Consider the following 16,259-nt stretch of genomic DNA (forward strand, 5'->3'; position numbering starts at 1 on the left):
TTCGGAGATATATTATCAAAATCATCTGGTTCTTTGCGCCATTTCAACCAAGGCATGCCGCGCCTGTCGCGCGTCGAGTACCATCTCCTCAAAATCAAAACGCAAATACCCCCCATCGGCGCATACATCGAAACCATCGCAGTCGATGCCCAGCATTTCGACATCCGATACCTCGCATTGGTGGAAGCGTTCACAATAACGCAGCAAAGTATCGCGATGATCCGCATTCATATGTGCAATGACATCGTCCTCCTGCCCGATCAACGGATAGGCCGGCACCAGATAGCTGGCCGCCGAGACCCAATGAATTTTGCCGAAGCCGCCAATGTAGCGCAATGTCTGTGGCAGGATGCGGTAGAAAGAAAAGTCGCGCATGGCGAGATAGCTTTCCGCTTCCGGAAAATGGCGCAGATAGCGCACGGCAATACGGTGGTCGTCCTCCACCGGTTGCGCCATTCCCACCATTGTGACGCGCCCCTGCGACTGGATGTTCAAATCGTTGTAATTATGCGTAATGAGACTTACACGGGCATCAACGCGGATATTTCTGGTATGTTCCGCCAGCAGGCTGATAAGGACAAGCAGGCTGCCATCGTGGTCCACCAGATAATAAATAATCGAGCCGAACGGATGGCCATTGAACTTCTCCGACAAGGTGCTCAAGACACCGTAGCGGTGAGTACGTAACATCCGGCGGGCTGCGCGCGCATTACTCATGGAGGCTTCTCGGGCAACTCGAGTTCCGGATTAGGCGCATTTGCCCCCGCCATTGCGGTGAATCGGCCAGGACGTACGGCGAAGCAACGGCCTGCAGGATTTCAAGCATATCCATGATCACTATCTTCGGCCTATATGACAATGTTGTCCATATAGGCCCGCATCAGCCTGTGATAATGACGGTCTTCCATCAGGAAGGAGTCGTGGCCGTGGCTGGAAGTGATTTCCGCGTAGCTCACATTGAGTTCATTATCCAGCAATGCCCTGACAATGGCACGCGAGCGCTCGGGCGAAAAACGCCAGTCAGTGGTAAACGACAGCACCAGAAATTTTGCCTTGGCGGCGCGGAATGCCGCGCTCAAATCATTGTTATGCAGGTACGCAGGGTCAAAATAATCGAGTGCCTTGGTCATGAGCAAGTAGGTATTGGCATCAAATTGGTCAGCAAATTTATCTCCCTGGTAGCGCAAATAAGACTCGATTTCGAACTCCACGTCGAAACCGAATGCAAGCGCTCCGTTACGCAACTCCCGCCCGAATTTGGCAGCCATCGCGTCATCCGACAAATAAGTAATGTGCCCCAGCATGCGGGCAAGCCTTAAACCGCGCCGTGGTATCGCGCTGTGCGAATAGTAGTCTCCACCGTGGAAATCCGGGTCGGTAATGATGGCCTGGCGGGCCACGTCGTTGAATGCGATGTTCTGTGCAGTCAGTTTGGCGGCGGCGGCAATCACCAGCGCATGCCGCACCCTTTCCGGAAAATCGAGCGTCCATTGCAACGCCTGCATACCGCCAAGGCTGCCGCCCGCCACTGCGGCGAACTGATCGATGCCAAGATGGTCTGCCAGCCTTACCTGGGTTTGCACCCAGTCTTCCACCGTTACCACCGGAAAATCCGGACCATAGTATTTTCCGGTCTTTGGATTGATGCTGGCCGGCCCGGTGGAACCATGACAGCCACCGAGATTATTCACGCCCACCACAAAAAACTTGCGTGTATCAATGGATTTGCCCGGACCGATCATGTTGTTCCACCAACCTGCGCTTTTGGGGCTATCCGCGTAACAGCCTGCTAAATGGTGATTGCCGGAAAGCGCGTGACATACCAGCACGGCGTTGGATTTGGCCGCATTAAGGTCGCCGTAGGTTTCATATACCAACTCGTAGTCTTCAAGCACTGCGCCGCTCTTCAAATACAGCGGTGTGTTGAAGCGTGCGCTTCGCGGCGCAACAATATCAATCGAACCGGAATCTTGCATCAGAAATCATTCATGAGAAAAAACGTTTACGCTTAGAGGCGTATCAAAAAAAATGCTGCGCAAGAATGCCAGAAAATAACAGCGACTTTGATTCCCTCGCATTTCCAGGGCTCAAACGCATCGGCGGCTGGCACTCATGCAATCCGGGATCGGTAATCATAGTCAAATACCGTTAACAATCCTTGAGCGCATATCCCAACCTGGGCGGAATACTCGCCTCCGCTCCATCTCGATGCTTCGTTGCCCGAAGAAAAATATCACTTATCCAGGTATCATGCCGCGGCATGTCCCCTCCGCCCTCGTTTGCCACTCATTGGAGAAAAAGTTGGCAAACAAGTTCACCCGTGATCCGCTTTTTGAGAAGCTGCATCAATCTCGATCAGCTATTCAGTTTCGCCAATAATGCTTGAATTTTTGCCGGATCATCGGCCTTGAGCATCTTCTGCGTGAGCGGAATGATATCAGACAGATTGCTCCTTAATACTTCTCGTTTCACAGTCAATAGTTGTGCGGGGTGCATGGAAAAAAGCCGCAGGCCGAAGCCCAATAGCAACCGGGTAAACAATATATCTCCCGCCATTTCGCCGCAGACCGTCACGGGCACGCCGGTTCGGTTGGCACTCCGAATGATATGTGCAACCAGCCGCAGCACTGCCGGATGAAGGGAATCGTAGAGGTGCGCCACCGAATCGTCGGCACGATCTATGGCAAGCGTATACTGAATCAAATCGTTGGTGCCGATGGACAGGAAATCCAATTTGCGCATAAAAATATCGAGACACAGCGCCGCGGCGGGAACCTCTATCATGCCACCTACCTGGATTTTCTCGTCGAACAGAAGCTTTTCGTGGCGCAGGCTTTGCTTGGCATTCTCAATCAAGTGCAATGTCTGCGTAATTTCGGCAACACTGGAGAGCATCGGCACCAGAATACGCATCTGGCCATAACGCGAAGCGCGCAAGATCGCTCGCAACTGCGTATGGAACATTTGTGGTTCGGCCAGACAAAGGCGGATGGCGCGCAATCCGAGTGCCGGGTTGGCCGCTACGCGCTTGGCGCTATCGAGATTCTTGTCGGCGCCCAGATCGAATGTACGAATTGTCACGGGCAGCCCTCGCATTTTTCGCGCCACCGTACGATAAGCTTCGAATTGCTCGTCCTCGTCAGGCAGGGTGTCGCGATTGAGAAATAAAAATTCACTGCGAAATAAGCCGATGCCGGTAGCGCCGTTCTCTTTGACCTGTTCGATATCCTGAGGGAGTTCGATATTGGCGTGCAGCTCCACTGTAGTGCCATCGAGCGTCGTGGCAGCGGTTGTTTTGATGCGTTTCAGCTTCTGCTTTTCCAGCTCAAATTGGCTCTGGCGCAACCGGTATTCCGATAGCACATGCTTGTCAGGATCAACGATCACGACGCCCTGATTGCCGTCCACGATCAGAATGTCATTATCGCGGATCAGGCGGCGAGCTTGATGCAGCGCTACAATGGACGGAATATTGAGACTGCGCGCGACGATGGCCGTATGGGAAGTCAAACCGCCCAAATCGGTAAGAAACGCGCTAAACCGGTGCTGCTTATATTGAATGACATCGGCAGGGCTTAAGTCATGGGCAACCAGAATGCTGTCGCCATCACGCCTCAGCGATGTGGGAACATAACCTGGATGCCCCAGCAAGACTTTCAGTACACGCTCCACCACCTGGATCACATCGGTTTTGCGTTCGCGCAGATAGGGGTCTTCAATCTCCTCAAACTGGGCCATCAATACGCCCATCTGCTGAGTAACCGCCCATTCAGCATTGCACTGATTCTGGGCAATGTAGGTTTTGGCCGCAGTGGAAAGCGTGGGATCGTCCAGAATCATCCGGTGCAGATCAAGGAATGCGCCATATTCCGCAGCTGCGGGACCATCGACAACAGAAGCATGCAGGGCTTCAAGTTCCTCGCGAACCGCTGTGAAGGCGGTGTCAAGTCGAGATATCTCATTGCTGACCTGATCCGGCGGCACGATGTGATGTGCCACCTCCAGCGCAGCATGGGAAGCCAGATAAGCGTGACCTATGGCAATACCGCCGGAAACGCCCACACCATGCAACGCGAAGCTCACTCACTTTCCCCGAAATAATCCTCGATCAGATTTACCAGCGCCTGCATGGCTTCGGTTTCATCCGCACCGTTCGTTTCGATACTCAGAATGACTCCCTTGCTTGCGGCCAGCATCATCACACCCATGATACTTTTCGCATTAACCCTACGGTCGTTTCGCGATAACCACACTTCACTCTTAAATTTACTGGCCAACTGGGTTAATCTGGCCGAAGCACGCGCATGCAGACCCAGTTTGTTGATGATTTCAATCTCTCTATATTGCATCCTGCGGCCTCGAGTCAATGCGCATGACACCTTCCCTCCCACCGGTCAGCGCCTTATCCCTAACCACTGCGAGGGGTTCGTTGCGATAGGTGAGCGCTCGCACCAGCATAGGCAGATTGACTCCAGCGAGACATTCCACCCTGCCGGGGCTAACCAGCCGAGTGGCGATATTGCAGGGCGTTGCACCGCAAATATCACTCAATACCAGCACACCATCGCCACAATCGAGTTGTTTGACCAATTCCAGCGCTTTAGGCACAACAGCGTCAGGATCATCCTTGTTGGTAATACTCAGATAGGTCAAATGCGGCGATTCCTCTCCCAGGACATGGTTGGCGCAATGGATAAGACTGTCACCCAGATTGCCATGAGAAATAACCAGGATTCCGATCATGTTCGTTCCCGCCACTTTTTATCAGGGGAGAAATACATTAGTTAAACATCTTTTCAAGCGCATCCAGCATCATCCCAGCAGCGTTGAAACCCGTCTGGTCAGCAATCTCCCGCATGCAGGTCGGGCTCGTAACGTTAATTTCGGTAAGGTAGTTCCCGATCACATCCAACCCAACCAGCATCAGGCCTTTATCATATAGCGCGGGACCCAGCGCTTCAGCGATTTCACGGTCGCGCCGGGTAAGCAACTGCGCCACGCCTGTGCCGCCCACGTTAAGATTGCCGCGCGATTCACCTGCCTTCGGGATACGTGCGAGGGTGTAAGGCACAGGCTGCCCCGCTATAAGCAGAATGCGTTTATCACCTTGGGTGATTTCGGGGATATAGCGCTGCGCCATGATCGTACGCGTACCGTAATGCGTAAGCGTTTCCAGAATCACGCTGATATTATGATCAGCGCTATGAATGCGAAACACGCTGGCTCCACCCATGCCGTCAAGCGGTTTCAGTACGATGTCGCCATATTCAGCAAGGAAATCACGAATCAAATTTTCCTGCCGTGTCACCAAAGTCGGGGCGGTAAATTGCGGAAACTTTGCTATGGCGAGTTTCTCATTATGATCCCGCACCCCTCGCGGGCTATTGACGACGCGAGCACCCTGCTTTTCCGCCAGTTCCAGCAAGTAGGTACTGTAGACATACTCCATATTGAATGGTGGATCCTTGCGCATCAGCACCACGCTAAATTCTTGCAGTGGCGTTTCCTTCGGCTCCGCTGTCCGATACCAATGATGTCCGTCGGCCCCGGATGTAAGTTCCAGTGCGCGTGCAAATCCAATTGTCTCGCCGCGCCTCCATACCAAGTCCCCTTGCTCCATGCTAAACAGCTGATGACCGCGCGTGGCTGCTTCACGCATCATGGCAAAGCTCGAGTCTTTATAAGGCCTGATGGAATCCAGCTGGTCGAGAATGAAGGCGAGTTTCATTTATTATTGCTGATCAGTTATTTTTGGAGCGGACAGGTTGTCAGGCGAGCGCGGGCTCGTTATGCACACGGTACTTTCAGGCATATCCATCGTTCCCGATCGAGAATCGGGATCGCCCGGAACAGCGCCAAGGTAGACTTCCGCATGGAATAAAGAGGATGTTTACTGGAAATTTACATTGTAGCACCACGTGTTAGCGGAACCCGTGAATATTGGAATCGTGCATGGGAACTCGGAAACTAGTGTAGTTCGCCCATCGTATACAGCTCCGTCCGAAAATCGGTTTTGTATTTTTGTGGAAGTTCGGCCTCCGCCGCGACGGCCTGGTCATGGCTTGGATAAATTCCGTACGAAACCCTGAATCTGGCTTCGCCGTCATTGGTTACCGGATGTACAAAAAGGTCGGATAAATTTACCAGATGCTGAGCACGAATCAGAAATCGCTCCATCCGGTCGGGCTGAACATTCTCAGTTGCAAATAACTGAATACTATAATAACTTTTATCCACAGTCGCTATCATTTGCCTGGTTGCCTCGATTCTTTGCTCTAACAGCTTATGCCCCGCCAACTTGACTCCGCCAACATCCAGCCCGGCGGTTGCATGTCTTTCGGTTGCACGGCCTAACCCGTCCTGGGTGGATGCGCTTGTTCCTGCCGCCGTCGGCAGGGGTCCTTTCGGCGTAGAGGGTCCGGGCGATGGGGACGGCGGAGGGGACGCGGAAAGCGCGGGCGGAACAGCGGGCACGGAAGATCCGAGTACAGGTGCTGCTGCCGGAGGGATACCGGGAGCAGCTAAGGCAACCGCCGGGGGAGATATCGGGGCAGAGAGCGGAACTGATGCTACCACTTCAGCGGATACCGGAGCTACAGTGGGGGCAACGCTGGTGGGTGTAGAGTACTGGGCTTGCCAGCCCAGTACTCCCAGCATTACCACGGCAAACATGGCGCCCGCACCTGCTATGCGGCGATTCGGCACATGAGGGCGTTTGATCCCGGAATCGTTGATGGCCGCTCTGGCATGATGGGCGTCTATGGCTCGAGCATGGACCGAAAATGCCGCCAACAGGGATTTATCAGCAAGAATGTTTATCCGGTGAGTGAGCCCACCGGAAGCCGCGGCAATTAATTTTACCGCCTCAGGAGTAAAAATATCCGGGCCGCGATAACCAGCGGCGCGCATGCGGTGCAGGAGATAGCCGTTCACTGCTTCAGCCCCGAACGGGTGTAGCATTAAGTGGTGCGTGATGCGATTCTTCAACTGACGCATGGGTGGCAAAGCGAGCGTATGTTCGAGTTCAGGCTGACCAAACAGAACAATTTGCAATAGCTTGTGATGGGATGATTCAAGTTCGTAGAACAATCGTAACGCTTCCAGTGTCTCTGTCGGCAGGGTGTGGGCTTCATCTACCAACAGCACCACTTGTTTGCCAGCATATTTCTCGATCAGCGCATTCTGCAAGTCACATATTGCAACGATGGTGCGTGCTTCGGACATCGCGCTTTCAGCAAGCTCAAACTTTAATTCGCCGGCCATTGCATGGAAAAGTTCATCTCGCGACAGATTCTCCTTCCCCAGATACACGGTTTTCACCCCGGAAGGTAACCGTGTCATCAGTACCTGACATAAGGTGGTTTTTCCACTCCCTCTTTCTCCGGTGAGCTGGATAATGCCCTCGACCCCCTCACCATGTGTCAGCACATAGATGAGCGCGTCCAGCGTCGCGCCTCTACCGCCTCCCTCATAAAAAGAATCGGGGAGTGCTGTATGGGCAAATGGCTGTTCAGAAAGCCCGAAATGTCCAAGGTACATTATTCTCAATCCGGTAATTGTAGCGAATTCACTATAGATGAAGTCACATGGCCCAAACAAGTTTGTGTATCGTAGCGTCCAACAAAAAAGAGTGATCAACCTGTATTTGAAAAATCTGCCGGTAGTTCGTAACCATGGCCCTTAACCGAACCTGAATCGCCATGCAGTATGCTCAGTGCAATCCTGCTAAAAATTGCTTGCTCTGGGTCACGCCACTGATATTTCCGCTCATTATCCGGATGAGATACGGCGTACTTTCTCTGAACGACATAAAAGTCCGGTTCCAGATTCCGCGGGTCTGGAATAAGATATCATTATCAACGTAAAATTTCCTGCTTCCCAGCGCGGGAAAAAACTCTTTCAACACGCTATTTACCTTGTCTTGATCCCCGTTGCTGGAGTATAGTTCGAGTCTGCTATTTATATCCAAGCGGAAGAGCGCGCCGGTTTCATCGTCGCCGCCGAAGGCGCAACCCCCCGGAATCGCTCAGGCGTAGATCAGATCGATCCTGATCCTTAAGAACCGCTTGCGACAAGCAATCTGGAGAGTGCCGGCATTGAAGCGGCCACCGAAGGGGCACACGGGATAGGCATTCCGTAATCTCTCAGGTAAAAAGGACAGAGGGGTGAGGTCATGTAATGTGACTTCGCCTTTTTTATTTTTGGGACACCCATCCGTGAAAACAACTGCTCTTAATCAAACCCACCGCGAGATGAAGGCCAAAATGGTCGATTTCGGGGGGTGGGATATGCCCCTGCATTATGGCTCCCAGCTTGATGAACACCACAAAGTACGTAGTGACGCCGGCATGTTCGACGTATCCCATATGCTGGCGGTGGATATCAAGGGCGAGTCAGCGCGTGGTTTTTTGCGACGGCTGGTTGCCAACAACGTGGATAAGCTGACACAGCCGGGGAAAGCACTTTATACGTGCATGCTCAATCCCCAAGGGGGAGTAATAGATGATCTGATCATTTATTTTTTGACGGAATCGTATTTCCGCATGGTAGTCAATGCGGGTACCGCTGACAAGGACATGGCGTGGATGCTGGTGCAACGCGATGAAACCGCGTCCGGTCTGGAAATCATCCCCCGCCGTGATCTAGCCATGATTGCGGTGCAAGGACCTAATGCACGCGCCCGGGTTTGGCAGGTTATTGCCGGCTCCCAAGCCGAGACCGAGGGCCTGAAGCTGTTTCAGGCGACAATGTACGATAAATATTTTATCGCCCGTACCGGGTATACCGGAGAGGACGGCTTTGAAATCATGCTCCCCTCGAAGGATGCCGCAGACTTCTGGCACGCGCTCCATGCCGCAGGCGTTGCTCCAGCGGGGCTTGGTGCGCGTGACACGTTACGGCTTGAAGCAGGAATGAATCTTTACGGTCAGGACATGGATGAGACGGCCAGTCCGCTGGAGTCCGGATTGGCCTGGACAGTTGATCTGAAAAGTGAGCGTGACTTTATCGGTAAGTCAGCACTGCTGGAAAGACCCGTCAAGCAACAATTGATTGGCTTGCTTTTACTGGAGCGGGGCATGCTGCGCAGCCATCAGAAGGTTGCTACGCAACAGGACGAAGGCGACGGCGAGATAACCAGTGGCGGATTTTCCCCGACACTTAATCAGTCTATCGCCTTGGCGCGTTTGCCGTTAAAGGTATCCGCGGGCGATGAAGTGCAGGTATTGGTGCGGGACAAGATGCTGCGAGCGAAAGTGGTGAAACCTCCTTTTGTTAGGAACGGCAAGAGCCTGATTTGATTGTACATAAAAGAAATATCATTTAATTCCGGAGCAAAAACATGATTATTCCAAACAATCTGAAATACACTAAATCCCATGAGTGGGTCAGGCTTGAGGACGACGGAACGGTGACGGTCGGCATTACTCAGCATGCTCAGGAGTTACTGGGCGACATGGTGTTCGTGGAGACGCCGGATGTGGGGCGCAACCTCAAGCAGGGAGAAGAATGTGCCGTAGTGGAGTCGGTCAAGGCTGCGGCCGACGTGTATGCGCCTATCGCGGGAGAAGTCACCGCGGTTAATCCCGATCTTGAGCCAGCCCCCGAGAAAATCAATCAGGATGCCTACGCAGCATGGCTCTTTAAGCTAAAGCCGGCGAACGCCGCCGACCTGAACAATCTGCTCGACCCTGCAGCCTATCAGAAAATACTTGAGAGCGAAGAAGATTGATAAAGCCATGAACCCGCAAAAATTAATGCCGGGATAGTATTTCCCGATTTATCTTTCATTTCCCCTTTTATCTTTCCCACCCATGATTCGCGGAACAAACCATGCCGTTCATTCCCCACACTGAAGAAGATATACAAGCGATGCTTGCCAGCATCGGCGCAAAAACCATTGATGATCTGTTCGACGAGATCCCTCCCGCCCTGAAGGGCGGCAGCTTGAAGCAAGTACCTCCCGCTTTGAGCGAAATGGAAATTTCACGATTGATGCTTGAGCGCGCCGAAACGGATGGACGCTATCTCAATTTCATCGGTGCGGGTGCCTATGAGCACCATATTCCGGCTGCGGTATGGCAAATAACCACTCGCGGCGAGTTCTATTCCTCATATACCCCCTATCAGGCGGAGGCAAGTCAGGGCACACTGCAACTGCTCTACGAATATCAGACCATGATGGCGTCGCTGACCGGAATGGATGTCTCCAATGCGAGCATGTACGATGGCGCTTCCGCACTGGCTGAAGCGGCGTTGATGGCGGTGCGCTCGCATAAATCCTCGCGCCGTATTCTGATGCCTGCAACGGTGCATCCCATCTACCGTAGCGTGGTGCGCGCGATCGTCAAAAATCAGGGTATTGACGTGGTCGAAATTCCTTATTGCAGGGAGTCCGGCCAGACCCTGCCCGAGTCTCTGGATGCGTTCGACAAGGAGGAATTTGCGGCACTGGTCATTCCTCAGCCCAATTTCTTCGGCGTCCTCGAACAGGTTGATGCACTCACCGATTGGGCGCACCACAAGAATGCGCTGGCGATAGGCGTGGTCAACCCCATGGCGTTGGCATTACTCAATCCACCCGGCGAGTGGGGTGCAAAAGGTGCGGATGTTGCGGTGGGTGAAGGCCAGCCATTGGGAATTCCACTTTCGAGCGGCGGCCCCTATTTCGGTTTCATGGCCTGCAAGCAGGCGCTGGTGCGGCAAATGCCCGGGCGTATCATCGGCCGCACTACAGACCAGGATGGCAAGCCTGGCTTTGTTCTCACGTTGCAGGCACGGGAACAGCATATTCGACGCTCCAAGGCCACTTCCAACATCTGCACCAATCAAGGGTTGATGGTAACCGCCGCCACCATTTACATGGCGCTGACGGGTCCGGAAGGGTTGCGCCGAATTGCCTCCCAGTCTCATGCAAACACCTTGACTCTGCTGGAAAAACTGGAAGGCCTGAAAGGAGTAAAGAGAATTTTCAATGGATCGGTATTTCACGAAATGGTGATTTCGCTGCCGGGACCGGCTGGCGATATATTAAGGACGCTCAAAAGTCAGCAGATATTGGGAGGATTGAATCTGGAGGATTACTATCCAGAGCTTGGTAGTGCAATACTGGTATGCGCCACCGAAACCAAAACACCGGCGGATCTGGAAAATTACGTGGGCTATCTAGGGCAGGCGATTACCGCATAGTTGCCGGTCGATACCTAGCCACCCTCAATTAAACCATTCTTAATGTAAGGAGAAAAGCCATGGTTACGCTTGCAGGCAACCCCATCAAAATTGAAGGAACCTTCCCTAAAGTGGGCGAAAAGGCACCGGCATTCTCGCTGGTAAACAAGGATCTGAAGGATGTCACGCTGGCCGATTTTTCCGGCAAGAAAAAAGTACTTAACATCGTTCCCAGTTTGGATACCCCCGTCTGTGCCATTTCTACCCGTAAATTCAATGAAAAGGCCAGCAACATGGAAAATACCGTGGTGCTGATAATCGCCGCTGATTTGCCTTTTGCCATGAGCCGTTTCTGTGATACCGAAGGACTGGACAAGGTGGTGGTATTGTCCACCATGCGCGGGGCGGAATTCATGAAGAATTACGGCGTCGCCATTACCGACAGTCCGCTGGCCGGCATTACCGCCCGTGCCGTTGTGGTACTGGACGAAAACAACAACGTGATTCACGCTGAGCTGGTGCCGGAAATAAAGGACGAACCCAACTACGATGCGGCTTTGGCTGCCCTGAAATAAACCCGGCAATGCTAGACGCGCCCTATAAATAAACACTTATTGCAAAACCTGGATTATACCCATGTTGATATTCGAACACGCGCGCCCCGGACGGCGCAATTATTCGCAGTCCCCAGCAGCGGCAACAAAAACGGATGGCATTCCCCAGAGCCTGTTGCGTAAGGTGCCGCTGCTGCTGCCGGAAGTGTCTGAAATGGATGCGGTGCGTCATTACACGCGACTGTCGCAGAAGAATTTCTCGATAGATACGCAATTCTATCCGCTTGGCTCCTGCACGATGAAGTACAACCCGCGGGCATGCAACTCCCTGGCCATGCTGCCGCAATTTCTGGCTCGACATCCGAGGGCGCCGGAAAGTACCGGGCAGGGATTTCTTGCATGCATGTATGAGTTGCAGGAAATATTGAAAGATGTAACCGGCATGGCGGGTGTAAGCCTCACACCAATGGCCGGTGCGCAGGGTGAATTGATCGGCATAGCGATGATACGCGCCTATCATGAATCGCGCGGAGACACTGCCCGTAACGAAATAATTGTTCCCGATGCCGCCCATGGCACCAACCCCGCCACCGCAGTCATGTGCGGCTACAAGGTGGTGGAGATCGCCACGGACAAGGAAGGCGACGTGGATATGGACGCGCTCAAAGCGGCCGTTGGCCCGCAAACAGCCGGGTTGATGCTGACCAATCCTTCCACGCTTGGCGTATTTGAGAAGAACGTAGCCGAGATGAGCAGAATTGTCCATCAGGCGGGTGGATTGCTCTACTACGACGGTGCGAACCTCAATGCGATACTTGGCAAGGTCAAGCCTGGTGACATGGGTTTTGACGTCATTCACATCAATCTGCACAAGACTTTCTCAACCCCCCATGGGGGTGGAGGGCCGGGTTCCGCGCCTGTAGGTGTTGCCGAGCGTCTATTGCCGTTCATGCCCGTACCGGTGGTGGCATCTGAAAGCGGCATATATCGCTGGCTGACGGAAAAGGATATACCTCAATCCATCGGCAGACTTTCGGCGCATATGGGTAATGCGGGTGTGCTGCTGCGGGCGTATGTCTATGTCCGCCTGCTGGGCGCGGAAGGTATGCACCGCGTGGCCGACTTCGCCGCGCTCAATGCCAATTACCTGATGGCGGAACTGGGCAAAGCAGGTTTTGAAATTGCCTACCCGACTCGCCGTGCCAGCCATGAATTTATCGTCACATTAAAGGAGCTGAAGGAAAAAACCGGCGTCACGGCAATGAACGTGGCCAAGCGGCTATTGGACAAGGGTTATCACGCGCCAACCACCTATTTTCCCTTACTGGTGCCGGAATGCCTGTTGATCGAGCCTGCCGAAACCGAGTCCAAGGAAACGCTCGATGCGTTTGTCGTGTCCATGAAGGAGATCCTGGAAGAAGCCCACACCCAGCCGGACATGGTGAAAGGTGCGCCCTACAGCACGCCGGTGCGCAAGCTGGACGATGTAAAAGCTGCGCGAGAACTGGATCTAGCCTGGAAGCAACCTGAGGAACCAGTCTGATTTAACCAGATGTAAAAAGACCGCCTCACCTGACAAGCTGGGTATATGCATACACTTATTTGCGGCTCCATGGCATATGACACCATCATGGTGTTCAACGACCATTTCAAAAATCATATCCTGCCGGAAAAGATTCATATTCTGAATGTTGCCTTTCTGGTCCCGGATATGCGCCGCGAATTCGGTGGCTGCGCTGGAAATATTGCCTACAATTTGCAGATGATAGGTGGCAATCCGCTTATCATGGCCTCAGTGGGCGACGACCATCAACCCTATGCCAGTCGGCTGAGCAATCTGGGATTGGTACAAACCTATATACGCCATATAGAAGGTACATTCACCGCGCAAGCGTTTATCACCACTGATCTGGCGGATAACCAGATCACCGCGTTCCATCCCGGCGCAATGAATTTTTCGCATGAGAACCATGTCATGGATGCGAAAAACGTAAGCCTCGGCATCGTTGCTCCAGACGGGCGTGATGGCATGGTGCAGCATGCCCGTGAATTTCACGAAGCAGGCATTCCATTCATGTTCGATCCCGGGCAAGGGCTACCCATGTTCAATGGCGAAGAGCTGCTGGATTTTATTGCCAAGGCCGATTATGTGGCCGTCAATGACTACGAAGGTCAATTACTGTGCGAGCGTACCGGACGCACGCTGGAAGCGCTGGCGAAACTCGTAAAAGGCCTGATAGTCACAAGGGGTTCGGAAGGGTCGATAATTTATTCCGATGGCCAGCAAATCGAGATCCCGAGCGTTAAACCGGAAAAGCTGATTGATCCGACCGGCTGTGGCGATGCTTACCGCGCGGGACTGCTTTACGGCCTCATCAATGAAATGGATTGGCGGAGCACCGGACAGCTTGCCTCGCTTATGGGAGCATTGAAAATCGCTCAGCGTGGCGGACAGAACCATAGTTTCAGCCGGAATGAGATTGATCAGCGATATTTTGAAATTTTCGGCAATCGCATTCTATAAGAGCGGAATATGCGGACGAATATTTTTTCGGTAGCGTTGATATACTTGTCAGCAACCATTTAAGCGGTTGTACGGCGGATTTATCGGGAATGATTATTCCCGCAGCCATGCCGTCAAGAACACAGTGTACCCACCGACGTGTTGGAGACGTACGTGAAGTGAGACGGAAGGTGCGCGTAGCAACATCGGTGCAGCACTGCCGATGACAGACTTGGTGTCATCCTGATTGTTCCCGTCATGCTTGGCAGCGGCCTTCTGAAACAGGCCTTGGGAAATTTGAGCGCCAACAGTCGTTCTATTGATCGAAATGGTGGCGCAGGAATAGTATTGAATAGTATTTACTTTCCATCAAGATCGACCGTCATTGTTGATGCGATAATAATGGCATGGAAAAATCCACTACGAGCAGATTGACACAAATTGTTCGTGCCATCCGCTTGCTGTTGCATATCATTTCGGGCCTGGCCCAATCCGCGATATATCCCCACGTGGGCCAGTCGGCGCAAAAACGTATGGCGCAGAGGTGGTCCGCAATACTTCTCAAGATTCTATGCATCAGGTTGCGCTACAGCGGCGCCGTGCCTGTGGCTGACGAGCGGCGGGTGATGTTAGCGGCCAATCATGTTTCCTGGCTGGATGTTTATTCTCTGAATGCGGTATGCCCCGCTCGTTTCGTAGCAAAATCTGAAATTCGTGGCTGGCCATTGCTCGGCTGGTTAAGCCGGAATGCGGGAACATTATTCATCGAACGCACAAAGCGTAGCGATACCGCCCGCATCAACACGGACATTGGCAATGTGTTGGCTATGGGAGACCGGGTTGCGGTATTCCCGGAAGGCACTACCAGCGACGGCACCATGCTGCGACATTTTCATGCGTCGCTATTGCAACCGGTGGTAACGGTCGCAGCGATATTATGCCCGGTTGCGATACGTTACACCGACGCCACGGGATTGATCAGCAAGTCGGCTGCATTCGCCAATATTTCGATGCTGGAATCACTGCGGCGAATATTGCGGGAACCGTGGATTAACGTCGAATTAATCTTCGCCGACCCTATTCATAGCGGCGGGAAAAACCGGCGTGAACTGGCGCGATATGCCGAACATGCTATTGCCAGCGCTTTGTTTCTTCCCCTGCCGCACAAGACACCTGGAAAACCTTTCGATCTTCCAGCCGAACCGCAGTGAGATTTCCTCCCCATAAACAGCCTGTATCAAGCGCTATCAGATTGCTTCTTATCTGCAAACCCAGCGCCGACCAATGGCCGCAAACAATGGTCGCTTCCCGGCTGGCTCGATTCGTTACCTCAAACCATGGCAGATAGCCAGCCGGGGTGTCGCGCACCAACCCTTTGTGGGCGAAATTCATTTTTCCGTCAGGTGTGCACACGCGCATCCGCGTCATGGCGTTGATGATCACTCGCAGGCGCGCATATCCTTCGAGGCTGTCGTCCCAATGGTCGGGTTCGTTGCCATACATATGGGAACATAAATTGTGAAAATCTCCACTGCGAAGCGCAGCCTCGACTAATTGGGCAAGACGCACGGCTTGTTCCACATTCCATGACGGTAACAAACCCGCATGCACCATGACATAATTCTTATCCACATGCAGCAGCCGCTGATGCCGCAACCAATGAAGCAATTCGTCCCTGTCAGGCGCAGAGAGTATTTCCTGTAGCGTATCGTTCCGGTGCAATCGGGCGCAATCTTCTGCAACCATGAGCAGATGCAGATCGTGATTGCCTAGCACCATGATTGCCGCGTCGTTCAGCCCCCGGATAAAACGCAATATCGACAGCGAATCCGGCCCTCGGTTGACAATATCCCCCACCAGCCACAATCTGTCTTTCGAGCGATCGAAACGAATCAGGTCAAGAAGCTGCCTGAACTCCTCGTAACACCCTTGCAAATCACCGACCGCGAAAGTAGCCATTCTTTGGAGAACTCGTTAACGTCAATCGCCCAAGACTCATGCGGCCCCGCTTCCAATCTAAATCCGACAGCTACCGC

Annotated in this window: 15 protein-coding genes and 1 riboswitch; of the genes, 7 read left to right on the forward strand and 8 right to left on the reverse strand. The window is 53.0% G+C overall.

Annotated elements, in window-relative coordinates:
* Positions 1-21: 21 nt before the first annotated feature.
* From EBAPG3_RS01630 to EBAPG3_RS01660, 7 genes are all read right to left on the reverse strand, one after another.
* A complete protein-coding gene (locus EBAPG3_RS01630; RefSeq protein ID WP_004175140.1) occupies positions 22-717 on the reverse strand; it encodes a HugZ family pyridoxamine 5'-phosphate oxidase in 696 nt (231 codons plus the stop codon).
* Positions 718-848: 131 nt separating this feature from the next.
* On the reverse strand, positions 849-1,976 hold the full coding sequence (metX, locus tag EBAPG3_RS01635) for a homoserine O-succinyltransferase MetX (RefSeq protein ID WP_004175139.1): 1,128 nt from the start codon (positions 1,974-1,976) through the stop codon (positions 849-851).
* A gap of 379 nt (positions 1,977-2,355) precedes the next feature.
* Complete coding sequence (ptsP, locus tag EBAPG3_RS01640; RefSeq protein ID WP_004175136.1) at positions 2,356-4,083, reverse strand: phosphoenolpyruvate--protein phosphotransferase; 1,728 nt, start codon at positions 4,081-4,083, stop codon at positions 2,356-2,358.
* A complete protein-coding gene (locus EBAPG3_RS01645; protein WP_040851370.1) occupies positions 4,080-4,349 on the reverse strand; it encodes an HPr family phosphocarrier protein in 270 nt (89 codons plus the stop codon). The genes ptsP and EBAPG3_RS01645 overlap by 4 nt, the downstream gene beginning before the upstream one ends.
* On the reverse strand, positions 4,339-4,743 hold the full coding sequence (locus EBAPG3_RS01650; RefSeq protein ID WP_004175134.1) for a PTS sugar transporter subunit IIA: 405 nt from the start codon (positions 4,741-4,743) through the stop codon (positions 4,339-4,341). The genes EBAPG3_RS01645 and EBAPG3_RS01650 overlap by 11 nt, the downstream gene beginning before the upstream one ends.
* Positions 4,744-4,780: 37 nt before the next feature.
* Positions 4,781-5,728, reverse strand: coding sequence for a glutathione synthase (gene gshB / locus EBAPG3_RS01655; RefSeq protein ID WP_004175133.1), 948 nt, complete (start codon positions 5,726-5,728; stop codon positions 4,781-4,783).
* A 239-nt stretch (positions 5,729-5,967) separates the two neighbouring features.
* The gene (locus EBAPG3_RS01660; RefSeq protein ID WP_004175131.1) at positions 5,968-7,539 is read right to left on the reverse strand and encodes an ExeA family protein; all 1,572 of its coding nucleotides are present in this window, start codon (positions 7,537-7,539) and stop codon (positions 5,968-5,970) included.
* Between the two features lie 531 nt (positions 7,540-8,070).
* A riboswitch (glycine riboswitch) is annotated at positions 8,071-8,171 on the forward strand.
* Positions 8,172-8,216: 45 nt separating this feature from the next.
* Here EBAPG3_RS01660 and gcvT point away from each other — a divergent pair.
* The 7 genes from gcvT to EBAPG3_RS01700 all read left to right on the forward strand — a co-directional run bounded on the left by gcvT (position 8,217) and on the right by EBAPG3_RS01700 (position 15,434).
* Positions 8,217-9,299, forward strand: a complete 1,083-nt coding sequence (gene gcvT, locus EBAPG3_RS01670; protein WP_040851366.1) for a glycine cleavage system aminomethyltransferase GcvT — start codon at positions 8,217-8,219, stop codon at positions 9,297-9,299.
* A gap of 41 nt (positions 9,300-9,340) precedes the next feature.
* Positions 9,341-9,730, forward strand: coding sequence for a glycine cleavage system protein GcvH (gene gcvH, locus EBAPG3_RS01675; protein ID WP_004175123.1), 390 nt, complete (start codon positions 9,341-9,343; stop codon positions 9,728-9,730).
* A 101-nt stretch (positions 9,731-9,831) separates the two neighbouring features.
* Positions 9,832-11,187, forward strand: coding sequence for an aminomethyl-transferring glycine dehydrogenase subunit GcvPA (gene gcvPA / locus EBAPG3_RS01680; protein WP_004175117.1), 1,356 nt, complete (start codon positions 9,832-9,834; stop codon positions 11,185-11,187).
* Positions 11,188-11,246: 59 nt separating this feature from the next.
* On the forward strand, positions 11,247-11,741 hold the full coding sequence (gene tpx, locus EBAPG3_RS01685) for a thiol peroxidase (protein ID WP_004175114.1): 495 nt from the start codon (positions 11,247-11,249) through the stop codon (positions 11,739-11,741).
* A 61-nt stretch (positions 11,742-11,802) separates the two neighbouring features.
* On the forward strand, positions 11,803-13,263 hold the full coding sequence (gene gcvPB, locus EBAPG3_RS01690) for an aminomethyl-transferring glycine dehydrogenase subunit GcvPB (RefSeq protein ID WP_004175106.1): 1,461 nt from the start codon (positions 11,803-11,805) through the stop codon (positions 13,261-13,263).
* 45 nt (positions 13,264-13,308) lie between these two features.
* The gene (locus EBAPG3_RS01695) at positions 13,309-14,244 is read left to right on the forward strand and encodes a carbohydrate kinase family protein (RefSeq protein ID WP_040851363.1); all 936 of its coding nucleotides are present in this window, start codon (positions 13,309-13,311) and stop codon (positions 14,242-14,244) included.
* A 410-nt stretch (positions 14,245-14,654) separates the two neighbouring features.
* Complete coding sequence (locus EBAPG3_RS01700; protein ID WP_227869256.1) at positions 14,655-15,434, forward strand: lysophospholipid acyltransferase family protein; 780 nt, start codon at positions 14,655-14,657, stop codon at positions 15,432-15,434.
* Here EBAPG3_RS01700 and EBAPG3_RS01705 read toward each other — a convergent pair.
* The gene (locus tag EBAPG3_RS01705; RefSeq protein WP_040851360.1) at positions 15,355-16,182 is read right to left on the reverse strand and encodes a symmetrical bis(5'-nucleosyl)-tetraphosphatase; all 828 of its coding nucleotides are present in this window, start codon (positions 16,180-16,182) and stop codon (positions 15,355-15,357) included. The genes EBAPG3_RS01700 and EBAPG3_RS01705 overlap by 80 nt on opposite strands.
* Between the last annotated feature and the right edge of the window lie 77 nt (positions 16,183-16,259).

Source organism: Nitrosospira lacus, from assembly GCF_000355765.4.
Classification (GTDB): domain Bacteria; phylum Pseudomonadota; class Gammaproteobacteria; order Burkholderiales; family Nitrosomonadaceae; genus Nitrosospira; species Nitrosospira lacus.